20 protein-coding genes are annotated in these 20443 nt (G+C 71.5%); 12 read left to right on the top strand and 8 right to left on the bottom strand.

Annotation, left to right across the window (positions count from 1 at the left end; translation table 11 throughout):
* Positions 1-330, top strand: a complete 330-nt coding sequence (locus OG430_RS24815) for a rhodanese-like domain-containing protein (RefSeq protein ID WP_327359214.1) — start codon at positions 1-3, stop codon at positions 328-330.
* A 113-nt stretch (positions 331-443) separates the two neighbouring features.
* Here the strand turns inward: OG430_RS24815 and OG430_RS24810 are convergent, their stop codons facing one another.
* From OG430_RS24810 to paaA, 6 genes are all read right to left on the bottom strand, one after another.
* Positions 444-1577: an acyl-CoA dehydrogenase family protein gene (locus tag OG430_RS24810; RefSeq protein ID WP_327354796.1), complete on the bottom strand. Its 1134-nt coding sequence runs from the start codon at positions 1575-1577 to the stop codon at positions 444-446.
* A gap of 164 nt (positions 1578-1741) precedes the next feature.
* Complete coding sequence (paaE, locus tag OG430_RS24805; protein WP_327354795.1) at positions 1742-2821, bottom strand: 1,2-phenylacetyl-CoA epoxidase subunit PaaE; 1080 nt, start codon at positions 2819-2821, stop codon at positions 1742-1744.
* A 70-nt stretch (positions 2822-2891) separates the two neighbouring features.
* Entirely contained in the window at positions 2892-3404 is a 513-nt protein-coding gene (gene paaD, locus OG430_RS24800; protein WP_327354794.1) for a 1,2-phenylacetyl-CoA epoxidase subunit PaaD, read from the bottom strand.
* Positions 3398-4129, bottom strand: coding sequence for a 1,2-phenylacetyl-CoA epoxidase subunit PaaC (paaC, locus tag OG430_RS24795; protein WP_327354793.1), 732 nt, complete (start codon positions 4127-4129; stop codon positions 3398-3400). Before paaC ends, paaD begins: the two co-directional genes overlap by 7 nt.
* Positions 4126-4416, bottom strand: a complete 291-nt coding sequence (gene paaB, locus OG430_RS24790) for a 1,2-phenylacetyl-CoA epoxidase subunit PaaB (RefSeq protein WP_327354792.1) — start codon at positions 4414-4416, stop codon at positions 4126-4128. The genes paaC and paaB overlap by 4 nt, the downstream gene beginning before the upstream one ends.
* On the bottom strand, positions 4413-5426 hold the full coding sequence (gene paaA, locus OG430_RS24785) for a 1,2-phenylacetyl-CoA epoxidase subunit PaaA (RefSeq protein ID WP_327354791.1): 1014 nt from the start codon (positions 5424-5426) through the stop codon (positions 4413-4415). Before paaA ends, paaB begins: the two co-directional genes overlap by 4 nt.
* Positions 5427-5659: 233 nt before the next feature.
* Between paaA and OG430_RS24780 the strand changes: the two genes are divergently transcribed.
* The 3 genes from OG430_RS24780 (at position 5660) to OG430_RS24770 (ending at position 8558) form a co-directional block, all read left to right on the top strand.
* Positions 5660-6415 (top strand): DUF5819 family protein, encoded by a 756-nt coding sequence (locus OG430_RS24780; protein WP_327354790.1) that lies wholly within the window; start codon positions 5660-5662, stop codon positions 6413-6415.
* A 41-nt stretch (positions 6416-6456) separates the two neighbouring features.
* Entirely contained in the window at positions 6457-7749 is a 1293-nt protein-coding gene (locus OG430_RS24775) for an HTTM domain-containing protein (RefSeq protein WP_327359213.1), read from the top strand.
* 107 nt (positions 7750-7856) lie between these two features.
* A complete protein-coding gene (locus OG430_RS24770) occupies positions 7857-8558 on the top strand; it encodes a TrmH family RNA methyltransferase (RefSeq protein WP_327359211.1) in 702 nt (233 codons plus the stop codon).
* A gap of 31 nt (positions 8559-8589) precedes the next feature.
* Here OG430_RS24770 and paaN read toward each other — a convergent pair whose 3' ends face one another.
* A complete protein-coding gene (paaN, locus tag OG430_RS24765) occupies positions 8590-10284 on the bottom strand; it encodes a phenylacetic acid degradation protein PaaN (RefSeq protein ID WP_327354789.1) in 1695 nt (564 codons plus the stop codon).
* 177 nt (positions 10285-10461) lie between these two features.
* Here paaN and OG430_RS24760 point away from each other — a divergent pair, with 177 nt between their 5' ends.
* The gene (locus tag OG430_RS24760) at positions 10462-11991 is read left to right on the top strand and encodes a 3-hydroxyacyl-CoA dehydrogenase (protein WP_327354788.1); all 1530 of its coding nucleotides are present in this window, start codon (positions 10462-10464) and stop codon (positions 11989-11991) included.
* Positions 11988-12578, top strand: coding sequence for a TetR/AcrR family transcriptional regulator (locus tag OG430_RS24755; RefSeq protein WP_327354787.1), 591 nt, complete (start codon positions 11988-11990; stop codon positions 12576-12578). Before OG430_RS24760 ends, OG430_RS24755 begins: the two co-directional genes overlap by 4 nt.
* A gap of 28 nt (positions 12579-12606) precedes the next feature.
* Here the strand turns inward: OG430_RS24755 and OG430_RS24750 are convergent, their stop codons facing one another.
* A complete protein-coding gene (locus tag OG430_RS24750; protein ID WP_442816547.1) occupies positions 12607-13149 on the bottom strand; it encodes an Lrp/AsnC family transcriptional regulator in 543 nt (180 codons plus the stop codon).
* Between the two features lie 201 nt (positions 13150-13350).
* Between OG430_RS24750 and pdhA the strand changes: the two genes are divergently transcribed.
* From pdhA to OG430_RS24720, 6 genes are all read left to right on the top strand, one after another.
* Positions 13351-14499 (top strand): pyruvate dehydrogenase (acetyl-transferring) E1 component subunit alpha, encoded by a 1149-nt coding sequence (gene pdhA / locus OG430_RS24745; protein ID WP_327359210.1) that lies wholly within the window; start codon positions 13351-13353, stop codon positions 14497-14499.
* Between the two features lie 53 nt (positions 14500-14552).
* Positions 14553-15524, top strand: coding sequence for an alpha-ketoacid dehydrogenase subunit beta (locus OG430_RS24740; protein ID WP_327359209.1), 972 nt, complete (start codon positions 14553-14555; stop codon positions 15522-15524).
* Positions 15524-16921 carry a dihydrolipoamide acetyltransferase family protein gene (locus tag OG430_RS24735; protein ID WP_327354785.1) on the top strand — a complete coding sequence of 466 codons (1398 nt, stop codon included), beginning with the start codon at positions 15524-15526 and terminating at the stop codon, positions 16919-16921. Before OG430_RS24740 ends, OG430_RS24735 begins: the two co-directional genes overlap by 1 nt.
* Before the next feature lie 98 nt (positions 16922-17019).
* Complete coding sequence (locus OG430_RS24730) at positions 17020-17913, top strand: DUF6457 domain-containing protein (RefSeq protein ID WP_327354784.1); 894 nt, start codon at positions 17020-17022, stop codon at positions 17911-17913.
* On the top strand, positions 17910-19343 hold the full coding sequence (locus OG430_RS24725) for a molybdopterin molybdotransferase MoeA (protein WP_327354783.1): 1434 nt from the start codon (positions 17910-17912) through the stop codon (positions 19341-19343). Before OG430_RS24730 ends, OG430_RS24725 begins: the two co-directional genes overlap by 4 nt.
* Positions 19286-20437 carry a potassium channel family protein gene (locus OG430_RS24720; protein WP_327354782.1) on the top strand — a complete coding sequence of 384 codons (1152 nt, stop codon included), beginning with the start codon at positions 19286-19288 and terminating at the stop codon, positions 20435-20437. The genes OG430_RS24725 and OG430_RS24720 overlap by 58 nt, the downstream gene beginning before the upstream one ends.
* The last annotated feature ends 6 nt before the right edge of the window (positions 20438-20443 follow it).

Here is a 20443-nt window from a genome sequence, read left to right as displayed (position 1 = left end):
GTGCCCACGGTCGGCGTCGATGAACTGTCGGACGGCGACTTCCTGCTCGACGTCCGTGAGGACGATGAATGGCAGGCGGGCCATGCGGCGGGTGCGTTGCACCTGCCGATGAGTGAATTCGTGGCCCGTTACGGGGAGTTGACCGAGGCCGCGCCGCAGGACGGGCGGGTCAATGTGATCTGCCGGTCGGGTGGGCGCTCGGCCCAGGTCACCATGTACCTCGGGCAGCAGGGCATCGACGCGGTGAACGTCGCGGGCGGTATGGAGGCGTGGGCGGCTTCGGGCCGCCCCGTCGTGGATGGTGCGGGGCAGCCCGGAGCTGTGGTCTAGCCGTCGGTCTTTCTGGCCCAGGGCGGGCGGCTCTGGCCCAGGGCGGGCGGCTCTGGCCCAGGGTGTGTGGCACTGGCCCAGGGTGTGTGGCTCTGGCCCGGGCGTGTGTGGCTCTAGCCCAGGGTGTGTGCGGCGAGCAGTTCGCCGAGGGCTTCCTCGTGGGCCGCGGCCGGGCCGAGTGAGAGTTCCAGTTGCTTGGCCCAGGCGTGATAGCGGTGCAGCGGGTAGTCGGTGTCCGAGCCGAAGCCGCCGTGCAGGTGCTGGGCGGTCTGGACGACTCGGCGGACCCCGTCGGACGCCCAGATCTTTGCGACGGCGACATCCCCGGACGCGGGCAGTGCGCCGCTCGCGCCGGTGGCGATCCGCCAGGCCGCCTGCCAGAGGGTGACCTCCATCGCGCGCAGGTCGATGTAGCGGTCCGCGGACTGTACGGCCACGGCTTGGAATGTGGCGACCGGGAAGCCGAACTGTTCGCGCTTGCTGGTGTATTCGCTGGTCATGCCGAGTACGCCCTCGCCGAGGCCGAGCGCGAGGGCGCAGGTTCCGGTGGCGAGGAGGTTACGCAGCCACTCCCAGGCTCCGTCGGCGTCGATGAGGTCGCCGGCCGGGACGCGTACTGCGTAGAGGTGGAGTTCGGCGAGGCGTTCGCCGCTGGTGGAGTACTGGTCGGCGAGGCTCAGGCCCTCTGTGACGCGGGGGACCAGGGCGAGCACGGTGCCGCCTGCGGCGGTGTGGGCGGGGACGACGATCAGGTCGGCGTTCTGTGCCCAGGGCACTCCGGTCTGGGCGCCGTCGAGCAGCCAGTCCGTGCCGTCCTGGCGGGCGGTGACGGCGAGTTCGGCTCCGTCGTGCCCGGTGCGGCCGTTCGCGGCGACCGTGAGGACGAGCTCGCCCTTGGCGGCTCGCGGCAGGATGCGCTGCTTCAACTCGGCGCCGCCATAGGTTCCTACGGCGTACGCGGCCGCGCTGCTCTCCAGGAGTGGCACGCGGGCCAGGACCTTCGCGGATTCGCGCAGCACCAGGCAGAGGGCGATCGCGTCGAGGCCCGCCCCTTCGTATTCGCTGTCCAGGAGCAGGCTCAGCAGATCGGCCTCGGCCAGCTTGCCCCACAGGGCCCGGTCGAAGTCGTCGGCCACGGCGCCGGGGGTGAGGGCGGGGCTGGGTACCCCGTCCGCCGCCACGTCGGCGAAGACCGCCTTCGCCGCCTCGACGGCCGCCTGCTGTTCCTCGGTGAAGGTGAAGTCCACTGCCTGTCCTCCCGCGCGCACCGGCTCTGATCTGACGGACCGTCAAGATAGAACAGGTTCTAGAGGAAGGGAATGGCGGCGCCCGGCCCAGTGTCGGTTGCCGGACGGACGCGTGGGCGGTCGCCGGGTCCGGGCGGATGTCAGGTCCGGGCAGGCGCCAGGTCTCAGCGGTCGAAGTCCAACTCCACCTGGTCCGTGGTCGGATGGGACTGGCAGGCCAGGACGTAGCCCGCCTCGGTCTCCTCCGGCTCGAGCGCGAAGTTCCGGTCCATCCGTACCTCTCCCCCGACCAGGAAGGCCCGGCAGGTTCCGCACACGCCGCCCTTGCAGGCGTACGGGGCGTCGGCGCGGTTGCGCAGGACCGTCTCGAGCAGGGACTCGCCGTCCTGCACGGGCCAGCTGCCGGAGCGGCCGTCCAGGGTCGCGGTCACCGTGCTGTGCGCGGGCGCCGGTGCCGAGGGTGCGGCGGCCGTCGCGCCGTCGTCCACATGGAAGATCTCCTGGTGGATCCGGGCCCGCGCCACCCCGAGCGCGCCCAGCGCCCGCTCGGCTCCCTGCACCAGGCCGAAGGGTCCGCACAGGAACCAGCCGTCGATGTCCGCCAGGGGGAGCAGCGCCGGAAGGAGTGCGGTCAGACGCTCCTCGTCGAGGCGGCCCGAGGGCAGGCCGGCCTGCTGTTCCTCCCGGGAGAGCACGGTGACCAGCTGGAACCGTTGCGGGAAGCGGTCCTTGAGGTCGGCGACCTCCTCCAGGAACATCGTCGAGGCGGCACTTCGGTCGCTGCGTATCAGGCAGAACCGGGCGTCCGGCTCCCGTGCCAGGAGGGTCGAGACGATCGACAGGACCGGGGTGATGCCGCTGCCGCCGACCACGGCCGCATAGTGCCCGGGGCGCGGTGCGAGGGTGAAGCGGCCGGCGGGGGTCATCACCTCGAGCTCGTCCCCGACCGAGATCTCCTTGTGGGCGTACGTGGAGAACTCGCCGCCTTCCACCAGGCGTACGCCGACCCGCAGTTGGTCCGGCCCCGTGGCACCGTCGGGTGCCGGGGAGCAGACCGAGTAGGTGCGTCGGATCTCGGTGCCGTCCACGATGCGGCGTACGGCGAGGTGCTGGCCCGGCAGATACCGGTACTCCTCGCGCAGCGGTGCGGGGACGTCGAAGGTCAGGGCCACGGAGTCGTCCGTGAGCCGGTCGACCGCGGCGACGCGGAGCCGGTGGAAGCGTGCCGACTTGGCGGCCGCCATCAGAATCCACCTGCCGGGAGGGGACCTTGGATCATCCCCTGGGCCATGGTGCGGGCCATCCCTTGGATCATCACAGTTCCTTGAAGTGGTCGAAGGGTTCCCGGCAGGACACGCAGCGGCGCAGGGCCTTGCACGCCGTGGAGGAGAAGCGGCTGAGCAGCTCGGTGTCGGTGGATCCGCAGTGCGGGCAGCGGATGGAGAGGCCGATCGGTACAGGTCCGTCGGCCGCGTGCGCACGGGGCGGTGCGATGCCGAACTCCGCCAGCTTGCGGCGCCCTTCGGCGCTGATGTCGTCCGTCGACCAGGCGGGGGAGAGCGTGGTGCGGACGGTGACTTCGGCCATCCCGTGTTCGTGCAGCACCTGCTCTATGTCCGCGGACATGGCCTCTATCGCGGGGCAGCCGGTGTAGGTGGGGGTCAGTTCGACCTCGACCCGGCCGGGCGCGAGGACCCGCACGCCTCGCATGACGCCGAGGTCCGCCAGGGTCAGCACGGGCAGCTCGGGGTCGGGGACCGAGCCGGCCAGGGCGAGCAGTTCCTCTTCGAGCGGGGTGGGTTCACCCTTGAGGTGGGCGGTCACCATGTCGCCCCCGGGTGGCTGCGGTGCAGGTGCTGCATCTCGGCGAGCATCCGGCCGAAGGACTCGGTGTGCAGGCCCTGCCGGCCCGCGCCCGCCGCCCAGGCGCCGAGCCGGGGTCCGTCCGGGACGGTGAGCGTCGCGCGCTCGACGACCTCGGTCACCGACGTGAGCCAACTCGCCTCCAGGGACGACCGGTCGACGCCGTCGAGTCCGTCGACAGCCTGGAACATCTCGCCGGTGAACCGCCACAGCGCGTCGAGCGCGCGCTGCATCCGCTCATGGCTCTCGGCAGTCCCGTCCCCGAGCCGCAGCGTCCACTGCTCGGCGTGGTCCTGGTGGTAGGCCACCTCCTTGACGGCCTTGGCCGCCAGCGGGGCGAACTCACCGGATCCGGAGGCCAGTTGTGCGTACAGCAGCCGCTGGTAGGTGGAGAAGTACAGCTGGCGGGCGATGGTGTGCGCGAAGTCGCCGTTCGGCTGTTCGACCAGTTGGAGGTTGCGGAACGCACGCTCCTCGCGGAGATACGCCAGCTCGTCCTCGTCCCCCACGAGGGACAGCAGTATGCGGGCCTGGCCGAGGAGGTCGAGCGCGATGTTCGCCAGCGCCACCTCTTCCTCGAGGACCGGGGCGTGCCCGGCCCACTCCCCCAGGCGGTGCGAGAGCACCAGGGCGTCGTCGCCCAGGGCGAGGGCGGCCGCGTGGGCATGGGCGGGGACGGTGGCGGTCACAGGTGCTTCACCCCGTCCGGGATCTCGTAGAACGTCGGATGCCGGTACGGCTTGTCGCCGGCCGGCTCGAAGAACTCGTCCTTCTCGTCCGGCGAGGAGGCCGTGATCGCGGCGGACGGCACCACCCACAGGGAGACGCCCTCGCCGCGGCGCGTGTACAGGTCCCGCGCATTGCGCAGGGCGAGTTCCGCGTCCGGGGCGTGCAGGCTGCCCGCGTGGGTGTGGGCGAGCCCGCGGCGGGAGCGTACGAAGACCTCCCACAGTGGCCATTCGGTCGAGCTGCTCATGCCGTCGTCGCCTCTCCGTGCTGCCCGGTCGTGGTGTGGGCGGTGTGCTGCCCGGCTGTGGTGCCGGCGGTGTGCTTTGCCGCATACGCGGTCGCCGCGTCCCGGACCCAGGCGCCCTCGTCGTGGGCGCGTTTGCGCTGGGTGATGCGCTGTTCGTTGCACGGGCCGTTCCCCTTGAGGACGTCCCAGAACTCGGTCCAGTCGATGGCTCCGAAGTCGTGCTGGCCCCGCTCCTCGTTCCACCTCAAGTCCGGGTCGGGGAGCGTCAGTCCGAGGGACTCGGCCTGGGGGACGCAGATGTCCACGAAGCGCTGGCGCAGCTCGTCGTTCGAGTGGCGCTTGATCTTCCAGGCCATGGACTGCGCGGAGTGCGAGGACTCGTCGTCCGGCGGGCCGAACATCATCAAGGACGGCCACCACCAGCGGTCGACCGCGTCCTGTGCCATCGCGTGCTGGGCCTCGGTGCCGCGGCTGAGCGCGAGCAGTGACTCGTACCCCTGCCGCTGGTGGAAGGACTCCTCCTTGCAGACACGCACCATCGCGCGTGCGTACGGGCCGTACGAACAGCGGCACAGGGGCACTTGGTTGGTGATGGCCGCGCCGTCCACCAGCCAGCCGATCGCGCCGACGTCGGCCCAGGTCAGGGTGGGGTAGTTGAAGATCGAGGAGTACTTCTGGCGGCCGGAGTGCAGCTTGTCGAGGAGCTCGTCCCGGCTGGTGCCCAGGGTTTCCGCGGCGCTGTAGAGGTAGAGCCCGTGCCCCGCCTCGTCCTGGACCTTGGCCATCAGGATCGCCTTGCGGCGCAGGGACGGTGCGCGCGTGATCCAGTTCGCCTCGGGCTGCATGCCGATGATCTCGGAGTGGGCGTGCTGCGCGATCTGGCGCACCAGCGTCGCGCGGTAGGCGTCGGGCATCCAGTCGCGCGGTTCGATGCGCTCGTCGGCCGCCACGGCGGCGTCGAATGCCGTCGTGCGGGTCGCCTCGTCGACGTCTGCGGCCACCGTAGCCATGCGGGCCCCCTCGCCCTCGGGTGTTCAGGTCGTCGCCGGGTCCCGGCGGTGCTGACCTTGATCACTCTACCGACCGATCGTTCGGTTCGCTGGTTTCCATGGTGGGACCGGCGTCCGTAACGTGTCAACCCTGTGGATAACCTCACGGACGCTGTGCGCGGACAGCGGGGGTGAGTACCGTTCCGGTGCGAAGCTGCAGGCCGAGGGGACAGGCTGAAGGGGATCGGGGCGAAATGGACGCGAACGACAGGGGTGACGGCACCACGCCGTCCCTCGAAGCCCCGCCACCACCTGCCCCGCAAGGCCCTCCGCGCGACCGTCCGCAAGACCCCCCGCAAGGCCCTGTGCCGCCGGGTGGCATCGCCGCGCTCTCGCCCCGCTACCAGGTCGCAGCCGCCCTCGTCCTCGCCCTGGTCGCCGTCGTCGCCGGCGTCCATCTCTCGATGGTCTTCCTGCACGTCGCGCCCCCGAACACCATGACCAAGCAGCACGGCCAGGCGGTCGATGACTGGGTCTACCCCGAGTTCGAGCAGAACTGGAAGCTCTTCGCGCCCAACCCGCTGCAGCAGAACGTCGCGGTCCAGGTCCGAGCCCAGGTGCGTACCGACGAAGGAAGAATCGTCACGACCGGCTGGTACGACCTCTCCGCCCAGGACGGCAGGGCCATAGACGGCAATCTGCTCCCCAGCCACACGCAGCAGAACGAACTGCGCCGCGGCTGGGACTTCTTCGTCGCCTCGCACGACAGCGAGAACCGTCCGAACGGCCTGCGCGGCGAACTCTCCGAGCGCTACATCCGCCGCATCGTGGCGCTGCGGCTGTCCGGCGAGGAGCTCGGCGGCACGCTCGACCGTGTGCAGCTCCGCTCGGTGACCACCAATGTGCGGCCGCCGTCGTGGAGCAAGGAGACGGTGGACACCAAGCCCGTTCGCCGCACGCTTCCGTGGTGGCCGATCACGTCCCAGGACACGGAGGTGAGCGCCCGGTGAGCCGCCTCGACCACGTCCCGGGACAGGGAGAAGAGCGCGCGGTGGGCCGCCTCGACCGCACGGCCGCGTCGATCTCGCGCGGCCTGGGCAGGGTCACCGGCTCGGTGCTCGGCCCGTACCAGAGCGCCGTGATCCGCATCGGATTCTCCGCGACCTGGCTGCTCTTCCTGCTGCGCGAACTCCCCCACCGCCATGAGCTGTACGGGCCCGACGGGCCCTGGAACTGGGACATGGCCCGGCAGCTGATCGACGACAACCACGCATTCACCGTGCTGATGTGGTTCGACGGGCGCGGCTGGTTCGAGTGCGTGTACGTCCTGTCGATGGTGGCCAGTGCCCTGCTGCTGCTCGGCTGGCGCACCCGCACCATGTCCGTGCTCTTCATGGTCGGCGTGCTCTCGCTGCAGAACCGCAGCGTGTTCATGGGCGACGGCGGGGACAACGTCATCCATCTGATGGCGATCTATCTGGTCCTCACCCGCTGCGGGCAGGTCTGGTCCCTGGACGCCCGGCGCCGGGCCCGCGCGCGTGGCGACCAATACGCATCACGCGCGCGTGGCGACCATGACCCATCACGCGCGCGTGGAGACCGATTCGGGCCGGTCCTGTGGGTCGTGCTCGGGGTGGCCCTCATCGTGTTCCAGTTGGCGGGCAAGGTGGAGTGGGAATGGGACGCCTCGCGCCCGTTCGATCTTCTCGTCGGCCCGCTGCTGCTGTGGGGGGTGTGGTTGGGGTGCGGCGTGCACTGGCTCGTCCAGCAGTACGCGCGTGAGGACGAGCCGCGCGTCCTGGTCGACGTCCTCGGCAACATCCTGCACAACGCCGCCCTGTTCGTGATCATGGCCGAGGCCTGTCTGATCTACGCGACAGCCGGCTGGTACAAGATCCAGGGCGGTCGCTGGCAGGACGGCACCGCGGTCTACTACCCGCTCCACCTCGACTACTTCTCGCCCTGGCCGGCCCTGTCCGAACTGCTTGCCTCCAGCGGCCTGATGCTGATGCTGGTCACCTACGGCACGGTTGCCGTGCAGGTCGCCTTCCCCTTCACGCTCTTCAACCGGCGTGTGAAGAACGTGCTGTTGGTGGCCATGATCACCGAGCATGCGGTGATCGCCGTCGTCCTCGGGCTGCCCTTCTTCTCGCTCGCGATGATCGCCGCCGACGCGGTCTTCCTGCCGACGTCGTTCCTGCGCCGGGTGGGCGGCTGGGCGGAGCGGTTGCGAGGGCGCCTTGTGACCGGGGCGAAGGGGCGGCTGCCCGGACCGCGACAGCACCCGAGCGAAGAGCACGACACGGAGGCCGCGGAGCACGCGCGCGTAGGCTTCACTCCGTGAACGATCAGGGTGACCAGGGTGGTCAGGGCGGCGGGCCGAGTTCCGATCGGGGCAGTCACGGCACTGACGACGCGGTACGTCGCTGGCGCGGGCTCTTCGACGAGTCCGTGCTGCTCGACGGCTTCCACGCCCTGAAGCACGCCCTGCGTTTCGGTGCCGTCGTCCCGGTGGCCGTGACCGGCGACAAGGCGGCAGCCCTGGGGCTGGCCTCGGAGCTCGCCCCGGATGTCCTGGCGGAGCTGGACGCCCTGCTGGTGGAGGTGCCGGCCCAGGTGTTCGGCGACCTCGTGCCACGGGTGCACCCGACCGGGGTCTCGGCCCTGGCGGTACGTCCCGAGCGCGCGGCCCAGCTCGCAGCGCTGGCCCGGACGCCGCGCAGCGCTCCCGTGGTCGTCCTCGACAATCCGCGCAACCTGGGCAACGCCGGGGCGGTGATCCGTCTCGCCGCCGGTTTCGGGGCCACCGGGGTCGTCACCACGGGCACGATCGACCCCTGGCACCCCAACGTCGTACGGGGCGCCGCCGGGCTGCACTTCGCGACCGCGGTGGAGCGGCTGGGCGTGGCCGAGCTGCCGCCGGGCCCGGTGTTCGCCCTCGACCCCGAGGGCAAGGACATCCGCTCCCTCGCCCTGCCCGACGACGCGCTCCTCGCCTTCGGTTCGGAGCGCAGCGGCATCTCCGACGAACTGCGCGCGCGTGCCGATGAATTGGTGTCCCTGCCGATGCGGCCGCAGGTGTCGAGCTACAACCTGGCGACCAGCGTGGGGATGACGCTGTTCCACTGGTCGGCGGGTTCCGCCCGGCCCTGAGGTTCCTTCGGGCCGGGCGCAACCGCTTGTCTCACGCCTCCCGGCGCACCTCGACCACCCGGAAGCGGTTGGCCACGAACGCGCCGTCGCACAGCGCGGCGTTCGCCGCCGGGTTGCCGCCCGAGCCGTGGAAGTCCGAGAACGCCGCGGTCTGGTTGACGTACACCCCGCCCGTGAGGTTCAGCGAGAGCTGGGCGCACTCGTCGAGGCAGGCCTCTTCGAGGGCGCGCTCGGTGTCCGGCGAGGTGGTGTAGGCGCCGACGGTCATCGCGCCCTTGTCGCGGATCGTGCGGCGAAGCAGCTCCACCGCGTCGGCCGCCGAGTCCACGGAGACCGCGAACGAGACGGGGCCGAAGCACTCGCTGAGATAGGCGGCGTCAGGGTCGGGCTTGGTGCCGTCCAGCTTCACGATGACCGGCGTACGCACCACCGCGCCCGGGAACTCCGGGTTGCTGATCTCCCTTGAGGGCAGGGCGACTTCGCCGAGTCCGGGAGCGGCCTCGACCCGCGCCTTCACATCAGGGTTGACCAGCGCGCCGAGCAGCGCGTTCGCCCGCGCGTCGTCGCCGAGCAGGCCCGACACCGCGCCCGCGAGGTCGCTCACCACCTCGTCGTACGACTTGGGTCCTGCGTCGGTGCTGATGCCGTCGCGGGGGATCAGCAGGTTCTGCGGGGTGGTGCACATCTGGCCGCTGTAGAGCGACAGCGAGAAGGCCAGGTTGGACAGCATGCCCTTGTAGTTGTCGGTCGAGTCGATGACGACCGTGTTGACCCCGGCCTTCTCCGTGTAGACCTGCGCCTGGCGGGCGTGGGTCTCCAGCCAGTCGCCGAAGGCGGTGGAGCCGGTGTAGTCGATGATCCGGATCTCGGGGCGTACCGCCAGGGTCTTGGCGATGCCCTCGCCGGGCTGCTCGGCGGCCAGACACACGAGGTTGGGGTCGAAGCCCGCCTCGGTGAGCACCTCGCGGGCCACCTGGACGGTGAGGGCGAGGGGGAGCACCGCGCGCGGGTGCGGCTTGACCAGGACGGGGTTGCCGGTGGCGAGCGAGGCGAACAGGCCCGGATAGCCGTTCCACGTCGGGAAGGTGTTGCAGCCGATCATGAGCGAGATCCCGCGCGGAACCGGCGTGAACGCCTTGCGCAGATTGAGCGGGTCGCGCTTGCCCTGCGGCTTGCTCCAGTCCGCGGCGTCCGGGGTGCGCACCTGCTCCACGTACGCGTACGACACCGCCTCCAGGCCGCGGTCCTGCGCGTGCGGCCCGCCCGCCTGGAACGCCATCATGAAGGCCTGGCCGCTGGTGTGCATGACCGCGTGCGCGAACTCGTGCGTACGCGCGCTGATGCGGGCCAGGATCTCCAGGCAGACCATCGCCCGGATCTCGGCGCCCGCGTCTCGCCAGGAGGGGATCGCCGCGCGCATGGCGGGCAGCAGGACGTCGAGGTCGGCGTGCGGGTACTCGACGCCCAACTCGATGCCGTACGGCGACACTTCGCCGCCGACCCAGCCGTCGGTGCCCGGCTGGCCGAGGTCGAGGCGGCCGGCGAGCAGGGCGTCGAAGGCGGCCTTGCCGTCCTCCGCGCTCAGGCTGCCGTGCTCGCCGTACGCCTTGGGGTGCTCGGGGTGCGGGGACCAGTACGCGCGCGTGCGGATCGTCTCGAGTGCCTGGTCGAGGGTGGGCCGGTGCTTTTCGATCAGCTGTTGGGCGGTGAGCTCGGCGGCGGCCATTGCGGACCAACTCCTCCTGGCGCCGACTCTTCGTCGAGTCGGCGAGCTGGGCAGGGACTGGGCTGGGACATGAAGAGGGACAGAATCAGCGGAACAACGTTAGAGTAACCGAACGATCGGTCGGGACAAGGGGGTCCGCCGAAGCTGTGGAAAACCTGGTGCGGGAGGATCGCGAGCATGACATTTGGGACCGGCCTCGACCGCAGCACTCCTGTCGCCGTCGTGGGCACCGGCACCATGGGCCAGGGAATCGCCCAGGTCGCCCTCGTCGCAGGTCACCCCGTGCGGCTGTACGACGCCGTGGCCGGGCGGGCCAAGACGGCCGCCGACGCGATCGGGGCGCGGCTCGACCGGCTCGTCGAGAAGGGGCGCCTCCCGGACGCCGATCGCGATGCCGCGCGGGCTCGACTCACGCCCGCCGAGAGCCTGGCCGAGCTTGCCGACTGCGGGCTCGTCGTCGAGGCGATCCTCGAGGAACTCGGCGTGAAGCAGAGCCTGTTCGGTGAGCTGGAGGGCGTCGTCGCCGACGACTGTCTGCTGGCCACGAACACCTCCTCCCTGTCCGTCACGGCGATCGGCGGCGCCCTGCGGGTGCCCGGTCGCTTCGTGGGCCTGCACTTCTTCAACCCCGCGCCGTTGCTGCCCCTCGTGGAGGTCGTCAGCGGCTTCGCCACGGACGAATCGGCCGCCACGCGCGCGTACGAGACGGCCCGGGCCTGGGGCAAGACGCCGGTCCGCAGCGCGGACACCCCTGGCTTCATCGTCAATCGCATTGCCCGGCCCTTCTATGCCGAAGCGTTTCGCCTCTACGAGGAGCGGGCGGCCGACCCCGCCACCATCGACGCGGTGCTGCGCGAGTGCGGCGGCTTCAAGATGGGCCCCTTCGAGCTGACCGACCTGATCGGGCAGGACGTCAACGAGGCGGTCACGCGGTCCGTTTGGGAGTCCTTCTTCCAGGACGCCAAGTTCACGCCGTCGCTGGCGCAGCGCAGGCTGGTGGAGTCTGGTCGGCTGGGGCGGAAGTCGGGGCACGGGTGGTTCTCGTACGCGGACGGGGCCGAGCGGCCGCAGCCGCAGACCGCCGAGCCCTGTGACGCCCCCGAGGCGGTGGCCGTCCAGGGCAGCCTCGGACCCGCCGCGGAACTGCTTCCGATGATCGAGGAAGCGGGCATCCAGCTGCGCGAGTTCGAGCTGGAGCTGTCGGACGACGCGATAGAGCTGCCGCACGGCACGGCGCTGATGCCGGTCTACGGCGCCCTGGTCAGCGATGCCTACGTCGCACCGTGCATCACCTTCGACCTGGCCCTCGACTACCGCGCCTGTACGCGGATCGTGCTCGCCGCCCCTGAGGACGTCGACCAGCGTGATCTGCGAGCGGCAATCGGACTGTTCCAGCGCCTCGGCAAGCAGGTCACGGTCATCGGGGACGTCCCAGGCATGATCGTGGCCCGTACGGTCGCCATGCTGATCGACTTCGCCGTGGACGCGGCCGACCGCGCGGTGGCCGGTCCGGAGGACATCGACATCGCCATGCGCCTCGGCGTCAACTACCCCGTCGGGCCACTGGAATGGTGCGGGCGGCTCGGTCCCGACTGGGCGCAGACGCTCCTTGAGGCCATGAGTGAAGTCAGCCCCGACACCCGCTATGCCCCTTCGCTCGCGCTCCGGCGCCGAGCCCTCCTCCATGAGAACCGGTCCAGATCATGACCACTGCCAAGCGCGACACCTACACCCCCGAGACCCTCCTCGCCGTCGCCGTCCAGGTCTTCAACGACCGCGGCTACGACGGCACCTCCATGGAGCACCTCTCCAAGGCCGCCGGCATCTCCAAGTCGTCGATCTACCACCACGTGGCGGGCAAGGAGGAGCTCCTCAAGCGGGCCGTCAGCCGGGCCCTCGACGAACTCTTCGGCATCCTCAACGAGGAGCACGCGCGCGTGGGGCGCGCCGTGGACCGCCTGGAGTACGTCACGCGCCGCATGGTCGGGGTCCTGACGACCGAGCTGCCGTACGTCACGCTGCTCCTGCGCGTCCGCGGCAACACCGCGACCGAGCAATGGGCGATGGAGCGGCGCAGGGAGTTCGACCACCAGGTGGCCGAGCTGCTCAAGGCGGCCGTCGCCGAGGGCGATCTGCGGGCCGACGTCGAGGTCCGGCTGGCCACCCGGCTGCTCTTCGGCATGATCAACTCGCTGGTGGAGTGGTACAAGCCCGACAGCAGGGGCGCCGACGGCGCCGAAATCGCCGACGCGGTGGTGCAGTTGGCGTTCGCCGGGCTGCGCGTCGAAGCCTGAGGCCCGACCGGCCCGCCCCCGGAAGCCGTCAGCCCTCCGGCTCCAGATCCGTCTCCTCGAACACCAGCAGCGTCCGCGTGCTGAGCACCTCCGGTATGGCCTGCAGCCGGGTCAGCACCAGCTCCCGCAGCGTCCGGTTGTCCGGCGTGTGCACGAGCAGCAGGACGTCGAAATCGCCGCTGACCAGCGCGATGTGCGCCGCCCCCGGAAGGGCCCGCAGCTGCTCCCGCACCGTCCGCCAGGAGTTCTGCACGATCTTCAGCGTGATGTACGCGGAGGCGCCCTGCCCGGCGCGTTCGTGATTGACGCGCGCCCCGAAGCCGCGGATCACGCGGTCCTCGATGAGCCGGTTGATGCGCGCGTACGCATTGGCCCGTGACACATGGACATGCTCGGCCACGGAGCGTATCGACGCGCGACCGTCCGTCTGCAGCATCCGCAGGATGTCGCGGTCGATGGCGTCGAGCGGACGGGGCGGTTCCTCGCCGAGGCCTTCCTTCGCCGCGTACTCGGCCCCAGAGGCCCCCGCAGCGCCCGTGGGACCGTCGTCGGCCATTCGTTCAGATGCCATGTCCCCCCGCCTCCCTACCATGGACGTAATGCATCTATCCCAGGCTGTGGAGAACCGTTTGTCCACAGCCTGAAGGTGCCTGTAGCCAAAATGTGCCGACGACCGAACAATCGGTAGGTGAGACGCCTCACACATCGCGTCTCTCTCTGGTCGCTCCCACGAGGAGGTGTGCACGCGGTGAAGAACCACAGCACGACGGTCATGGAGCAGCGGGAGGCCTACCAGCCGACCCCGCCTCCCGCCTGGAAGCCCCGCACGGATCCCGCGCCTTTGCTGCCCGACGCCGAGCCCCATCGCGTCCTCGGTACCGAGGCGGCCGGCAAGGTCGATCAAGGGCTGCTGCTGAGGCTGTACGAGGAGCTGGTCCGGGGCCGTCGCTACAACGCGCAGGCGACGGCACTCACCAAGCAGGGACGGCTCGCCGTCTACCCCTCCAGCACCGGCCAGGAGGCCGCCGAGGTGGCCGCCGCTCTGGTCCTTCAGGAGCAGGACTGGCTCTTCCCCAGCTACCGCGACACCCTCGCCGCAGTCGCCCGCGGCCTCGACCCCGTCCAGGCGCTCACGCTCCTGCGCGGCGACTGGCACACCGGGTACGACCCGCGCGAGCACCGGGTCGCCCCCCTGAGCACGCCTCTCGCGACCCAACTCCCGCACGCCGTGGGCCTCGCGCACGCCGCCCGCCTCAAGGGCGACGACGTGGTGGCGCTTGCCATGGTCGGCGACGGCGGCACCAGCGAGGGCGACTTCCACGAGGCGCTGAACTTCGCCGCCGTGTGGAAGGCCCCGGTGGTCTTCCTCGTGCAGAACAACGGCTTCGCCATCTCGGTGCCGCTCGCCAAGCAGACCGCCGCCCCCTCACTGGCCCACAAGGCCGTCGGGTACGGAATGCCGGGCCGGCTCGTCGACGGCAACGACGCCGCGGCCATGCATGAAGTACTGAGCAAGGCCGTGCAGCACGCGCGCGCCGGCAGCGGTCCGGTCCTCGTGGAGGCCGTGACGTACCGCCTGGAGGCCCACACCAACGCCGACGACGCGACCCGCTACCGGGGCGACGCCGAGGTCGAGGCCTGGCGCGCGCACGACCCGATCAAGCTCCTGGAGCGGGAGTTGACCGAGCGCGGCCTCCTGGACGAGGACCGCATACAGAGAGCGCACGACGCGGCCGAGGAGATGGCCGCCGACCTGCGCGCCCGCATGAACCAGGACCCGGTCCTCGACCCGATGGACCTCTTCACGCACGTGTACGCCGAGCAGACCACGCAACTGCGCGAGCAGGCAGCCCTGTTGCGTGCCGAACTCGACGCCGAGAACGCCGAGCACGCCGAGAACGACGCGGAGGCCGAGCAGTGACCACCGCCCTTGACCGCCCCGGAGCCAAGACCGGCGCGCGGAAGCCCGCGAGCATGGCGCAGGCCCTGCAGCGCGCCCTGCACGACTCCCTCGCCGACGACCCGTCCGTGCACATCATGGGCGAGGACGTTGGCGCGCTCGGCGGCGTCTTCCGGATCACCGACGGCCTGGTGAAGGAGTTCGGCGAGGACCGCGTCACCGACACCCCGCTCGCCGAGGCCGGCATCCTCGGCACGGCGGTCGGCATGGCCATGTACGGCCTGCGGCCGGTCGTCGAGATGCAGTTCGACGCGTTCGCCTACCCGGCCTTCGAGCAGCTGATCTCGCACGTCGCGAAGATGCGCAACCGCACGCGCGGCGCGATGCCGCTCCCGCTCACCATCCGTGTCCCGTACGGCGGCGGGATCGGCGGCGTCGAGCACCACAGCGACTCCTCCGAGGCGTACTACATGGCGACCCCCGGTCTCCATGTCGTCACTCCGGCCACGGTCGCCGACGCGTACGGCCTACTTCGCGCGTCCATCGCCTCCGACGACCCGGTGGTCTTCCTCGAACCCAAGCGCCTCTACTGGGCGAAGGATTCCTGGAACCCCGCGGAGCCGATGGCCGTTGACCCCATAGGCAAGGCGGTGGTGCGGCGCACCGGCCGCAGCGCCACGCTCATCACGTACGGCCCGTCCGTGCCCGTCTGCATGGAGGCGGCCGAGGCCGCGCAGGCGGAGGGGTGGGAGCTCGAAGTGGTCGATCTGCGTTCCCTGGTGCCGTTCGACGACGAGACGGTCGCCGCGTCCGTACGCAGGACCGGACGCGCCGTGGTCGTGCACGAGTCCGGCGGCTTCGGCGGGCCCGGCGGCGAGATCGCCGCGCGCGTCACCGAGCGGTGCTTCCACCACCTGGAGGCGCCCGTGCTCCGGGTCGCCGGGTTCGACATCCCCTACCCGCCGCCCATGCTGGAGCGGCACCACCTGCCGGGCGTGGACCGGATCCTGGACGCGGTGGCGCGGCTGCAGTGGGAGGCGAGCTGATGGCTCAGGTCATGGAGTTCAAGCTGCCGGACCTCGGCGAAGGCCTCACCGAGGCCGAGGTCGTGCGCTGGCTGGTGGCCGTCGGCGATGTCGTCGTGGTCGACCAGCCGGTGGTCGAGGTGGAGACGGCCAAGGCGATGGTCGAGGTGCCGTGCCCGTACGCGGGCGTGGTGACCGCGCGCTTCGGTGAGGAAGGGGCCGAAGTGCCCGTCGGCGCGCCGCTGTTGACGGTCGCCGTGGGTGGCTCGGAGACGAACGGAGAGGCACCGGCCAAGGAGTCGGACTCCGCGGAGGGCTCCGGCAATGTGCTGGTCGGCTACGGCACGGGCGCGCCTCCCGCGCGCAGGCGCCGGGTGCGGCCGGGCATGGCCACCGTGTCGGCGGTCCCGGCCCCTGCGAACCCGGCCCCCGCACCGGCTGTTGAAGCCCCGGCTCCGGCCTCGGTTACGGCTCCGTCCCCGGCCACGTCCCTGGCGCCGGACCAGTCCGGCCCGGTTCCGGTGATCTCACCGCTGGTCCGCAGGCTGGCCCGGGACCACGGCCTGGACCTGCGTGAACTGGTCGGCTCGGGCCCCGACGGACTGATCCTGCGCGCCGACGTCGAGACGGCGCTGCGCGCCGGCGCCGGGCAGGCGACCGCCCCCGCAGCCCCCGAGCAGCCTCGGGAGCGTACGGCCGTCGCATCCCCCGAACCGGCCGCTGTGGCAGGCGAGTTGCGCATCCCGCTGCGCGGCGTCCGCGGGGCCGTCGCCGACAAGCTGTCCCGCAGCCGGCGCGAGATACCCGATGCCACCTGCTGGGTGGACGCGGACGCGACCGAGCTGATGGCGGCCCGCGCGGCGATGAACGCGGCGGGTGGGCCGAAGATCTCGCTCCTCGCGCTGCTCGCCCGCATCTGCACGGCGGCCCTCGACCGGTTCCCCGAGCTCAACTCCACCGTCGACCTGGCCGCCCGCGAGGTCGTCCGGCTCGACCGGGTGCACATCGGCTTCGCCGCGCAGACCGAGCGGGGCCTCGTCGTGCCCGTCGTGAAGGACGCGCACACGCGGGACGCCGAGTCGCTGAGCGCCGAGTTCGGGCGCCTCACCGAGGCGGCGCGGGCCGGGAAACTGACGCCCTCCGACCTGACGGGTGGCACGTTCACGCTGAACAACTACGGCGTGTTCGGCGTCGACGGCTCCACGCCGATCATCAACCACCCCGAGGCGGCCATGCTCGGCGTCGGCCGCATCGTGCCCAAGCCCTGGGTGCATCAGGGGGAGTTGGCGGTACGCCAGGTGGTGCAGCTCTCGCTCACCTTCGACCACCGGGTGTGCGACGGCGGTACGGCGGGCGGCTTCCTGCGGTACGTGGCCGACTGTGTGGAACAGCCGGCGGTACTCCTGCGCACGCTGTGACCGAGCCCCACCGGGCCGGCGGCTTGTGACCGAAGTCCCCTCGTACACAGGCCGTTCGCAGGGGTGGCAATGATCCTTCGTATGCCCATACTCGGGGGATGACCTCGTATGACGCCGTAGTCCTCGCCGGCGGCTCCGCCAAGCGGCTCGGCGGCGCGGACAAACCCGGGGTGCGGGTGGGCGGTCGGGCCCTGCTCGACCGCGTGCTCGCCGCCTGCGCCACGGCCACGACGACCGTCGTCGTGGCCGAACCCAGGCCGACCGCCCGGCCCGTGCGCTTCACGCACGAGGACCCGCCGGGCGGCGGCCCGCTCGCCGCGCTCGACGCCGGGCTGCGCGCCACCACGGCCGGGATCGTCGTCGTACTCTCCGCCGATCTGCCCTTCCTGGGCGAGCAGACGGTACGCACCCTCCTCGCCGCCCTCGACGACGCCGCCCTCGACACGGAGCAGGCCGAGGGCGCCCTGCTCACCGACGCCGGAGGCCGTGACCAACCCCTGGTCGCCGCCTACCGGAGCGCCGCGCTGCGCCGCGAGCTCGCGCTCATCTCCACCGCGCACGGCGGCCTCACCGGGCTGCCCCTGCGCCTGCTCACCGCCGAGCTCGCCCTCACCCGGGTCACCGAGCCGGACCACTCCCTTGCCGCGTTCGACTGCGACACCTGGGAGGACATCGCCCAAGCCCGGTCAAGGATCAGGGAGCATGAGCACGTGCTGGATGAATGGATCACCGCAGTCAAGGATGAACTCGGTCTCGACCTCGACGTCGACACGGGTCTGCTGCTCGACCTCGCGCGCGACGCCGCGCACGGGGTCGCCCGGCCGGCCGCGCCCCTGACCACCTTCCTCGTCGGATACGCCGCCGCGCAGGCGAAGGACGGCGGCCCCGAAGCCGTCGCCGAGGCCTGCCGCAAGGCCACCGCGCTCGCCACCCGATGGGCCGACGAGGACCGCCCCGACGACGGCGCCGCCCCCCGGCCGGACGCCGGATGACCGGGCATCGCACCACCGGGCAGGAAGCGGCCGACCGGGCCGACCTGGACGTCGACGAGGCGCTCGCCCTGGCCAACAGCGGGGTGGCGGCCCCCGAACTGCCCGGCCAGGACGGCCCGCCCCGCGCGCACGAGGCCGGGGCCGGGCGCACGGCGCACGCCAAGGGCGCCCACCCGCACGCCACCCCCTGGCCCGAGGCCCGCGCAGTCGCCGAGCGCGCCGCCCGCGCCATGGCCCCGCCCACTCCCGCCGAGACCCCCCTCGACCAGGCCCTCGGCCTGATCCTGGCGGCACCCCTCACCGCCCTCACCGACCTGCCCTCCTTCGACACCTCGGCCATGGACGGCTGGGCGGTGGCGGGCCCCGGCCCCTGGGCGGTACGCGCCGACCCCGTCCTCGCCGGACACGCACCCCCCGCCCCGCTCACCGACGGTGAGGCCATCCGCATCGCCACCGGCGCCCGGATCCCGCACGAGGCCACCGCGGTCATCCGCAGCGAACACGGCCTCACCGACGAGAAGGGCCGGCTGCACGCCCGGCGCGAGGTGCTGCACGGCCAGGACATCCGCCCGCGCGGCCAGGAGTGCCGCAGCGGCGACCAACTCCTGCCCGCCCGGACCCTGGTGACCCCGGCCGTCCTCGGCCTCGCCGCCGCCGCGGGCTACGACGCGCTGCCCACCGTTCCCCGCCCCCGCGTCGAAGTCCTCGTCCTGGGCGACGAGTTGCTCACCGACGGCCTCCCCCACGACGGCCTCATCCGCGACGCCCTCGGCCCGATGCTGCCGCCCTGGCTGCGTGCACTGGGCGCCGAGGTCATCGGGGTCCGCCGGCTCGGCGACGACGCCAAGGCCCTGCACACGGCCATCACCAAGTCCACCGCCGACCTGGTCGTCACCACGGGCGGCACCGCCGCGGGCCCCGTCGACCACGTCCACCCGACGCTCCACCGCATCGGCGCCGACCTCCTGGTCGACGGCGTCAAGGTGCGCCCCGGCCACCCCATGCTGCTCGCCCGCATCGACGAGGGCCGCCACCTCGTGGGCCTCCCCGGCAACCCCCTCGCCGCCGTCTCCGGCCTGCTCACGCTCGCCGAACCGCTGCTGCGTACCCGCGCCGGACGCATCGCCCCAGAGCCGTACCTCGCCCCCACCAGGGACGAGATCCACGGCCATCCGTACGACACCCGCCTGGTCCCCGTCATACTGCGCGGCGACGCACTGCCCACGGCCGTGCCCCTGCACTACAACGGCCCGGCCATGCTGCGCGGCATCGCGGCCGCCGAAGGCCTCGCGGTGGTGCCGCCCGGCGGGGCCAAGCCCGGGCAGGAGCTGGAGATCCTCGATCTGCCCTGGGTCTCCGACGGAGGCCTGCCATGGCTGTCCACGGCGGGCCCGGACGACGCAGCGGGCCCGGAAGGGTGTTTCACGTGAAACTGCCCGGCCATGACGCGATGGCCCGGCAGGCCGACGAGCACCTGGTCACCAGCCGGATCAAGCTCCCCAAGCGGGTCGTGCAACGCCCCCTGCAGCAGGTCACCAAGCGCATCGTGATGGCGCTGAGCATCCTGGTGGCCACCGCGCTGATCGTCTACGTCGACAGCGGGGGCTACAACGACAACGTCGACGGCGAGGTCGACCTGCTCGACGCCTTCTACTACGCGACCGTCACCCTCTCCACCACCGGATACGGCGACATCGCCCCGGCCAGCGACGGCGCCAGGCTTGCCAACATCCTCATCATTACGCCCCTGCGCGTGCTGTTCCTGATCATCCTGGTCGGAACCACCCTCGAAGTGCTCACCGAGCGCACCCGCGAGGAGTTCCGGCTGAACCGCTGGAGGTCCACCTTGCGCGACCACACCGTCGTCGTCGGCTTCGGCACCAAGGGCCGCTCGGCGATCCAGACCCTGTGCGCGACGGGCCTGAAGAAGGAACAGATCGTCATCGTCGACCCCAGCGCCAAGGTCATCGACGCCGCGACCGCCGAGGGCTTCGTCGGTGTGGTGGGCGATGCGACACGCAGCGACGTCCTGCTGCGGGCCGAGGCCCAGCGGGCCCGGCAGGTCGTCATCGCCACCCAGCGGGACGACACGGCGGTCCTGGTCACGCTCACCGCGCGCCAGCTCAACCGGGGCGCGAAGATCGTCGCCGCGGTCCGCGAGGAGGAGAACGCGCCGTTGCTGCGCCAGTCCGGGGCCGACGCTGTGATCACCAGCGCCAGCGCGGCGGGCCGTCTGCTCGGTCTGTCGGTGCTCAGCCCCAGCGCGGGCACGGTGATGGAGGACCTGATCCAGCAGGGCAGCGGGCTCGACCTCGTCGAACGCACGGTGACCAAGGCCGAGGCGGGGCGGGGCGTGCGGGAGACCGAGGACCTGGTGGTCAGTGTCGTACGCGGTCATCGGCTGCTCGGATACGACGATCCGGCGGCCAGCCCACTGCAGTTGACGGACCGTCTGATCACGATCGTTCGGGCGACTCCGCAGGCCCCGGCGGCGCCGGACACCCGGCCGCTGCCCAAGGACTGACGGCTC

Origin of the sequence: Streptomyces sp. NBC_01304, assembly GCF_035975855.1 — a bacterium.
In the GTDB taxonomy this organism is placed as follows: domain Bacteria; phylum Actinomycetota; class Actinomycetes; order Streptomycetales; family Streptomycetaceae; genus Streptomyces.
This window is presented reverse-complemented; position numbering and strand designations above follow the sequence as displayed.

What these genes read in the sequence shown, in the direction of transcription:
- paaE (WP_327354795.1), bottom strand. Translation starts at nt 2,821, where the DNA reads ATGGCGGCCGCCAAGTCGGCACGCTTCCACCGGCTCCGCGTCGCCGCG.
- paaD (WP_327354794.1), bottom strand. Translation starts at nt 3,404, where the DNA reads ATGGTGACCGCCCACCTCAAGGGTGAACCCACCCCGCTCGAAGAGGAA.
- paaB (WP_327354792.1), bottom strand. Translation starts at nt 4,416, where the DNA reads ATGAGCAGCTCGACCGAATGGCCACTGTGGGAGGTCTTCGTACGCTCC.
- paaA (WP_327354791.1), bottom strand. Translation starts at nt 5,426, where the DNA reads ATGGCTACGGTGGCCGCAGACGTCGACGAGGCGACCCGCACGACGGCA.
- OG430_RS24780 (WP_327354790.1), top strand. Translation starts at nt 5,660, where the DNA reads ATGGACGCGAACGACAGGGGTGACGGCACCACGCCGTCCCTCGAAGCC.
- paaN (WP_327354789.1), bottom strand. Translation starts at nt 10,284, where the DNA reads ATGGCCGCCGCCGAGCTCACCGCCCAACAGCTGATCGAAAAGCACCGG.
- OG430_RS24760 (WP_327354788.1), top strand. Translation starts at nt 10,462, where the DNA reads ATGACATTTGGGACCGGCCTCGACCGCAGCACTCCTGTCGCCGTCGTG.
- OG430_RS24755 (WP_327354787.1), top strand. Translation starts at nt 11,988, where the DNA reads ATGACCACTGCCAAGCGCGACACCTACACCCCCGAGACCCTCCTCGCC.
- OG430_RS24750 (WP_442816547.1), bottom strand. Translation starts at nt 13,149, where the DNA reads ATGGCATCTGAACGAATGGCCGACGACGGTCCCACGGGCGCTGCGGGG.
- pdhA (WP_327359210.1), top strand. Translation starts at nt 13,351, where the DNA reads ATGGAGCAGCGGGAGGCCTACCAGCCGACCCCGCCTCCCGCCTGGAAG.
- OG430_RS24740 (WP_327359209.1), top strand. Translation starts at nt 14,553, where the DNA reads ATGGCGCAGGCCCTGCAGCGCGCCCTGCACGACTCCCTCGCCGACGAC.
- OG430_RS24735 (WP_327354785.1), top strand. Translation starts at nt 15,524, where the DNA reads ATGGCTCAGGTCATGGAGTTCAAGCTGCCGGACCTCGGCGAAGGCCTC.
- OG430_RS24730 (WP_327354784.1), top strand. Translation starts at nt 17,020, where the DNA reads ATGACCTCGTATGACGCCGTAGTCCTCGCCGGCGGCTCCGCCAAGCGG.
- OG430_RS24725 (WP_327354783.1), top strand. Translation starts at nt 17,910, where the DNA reads ATGACCGGGCATCGCACCACCGGGCAGGAAGCGGCCGACCGGGCCGAC.
- OG430_RS24720 (WP_327354782.1), top strand. Translation starts at nt 19,286, where the DNA reads ATGGCTGTCCACGGCGGGCCCGGACGACGCAGCGGGCCCGGAAGGGTG.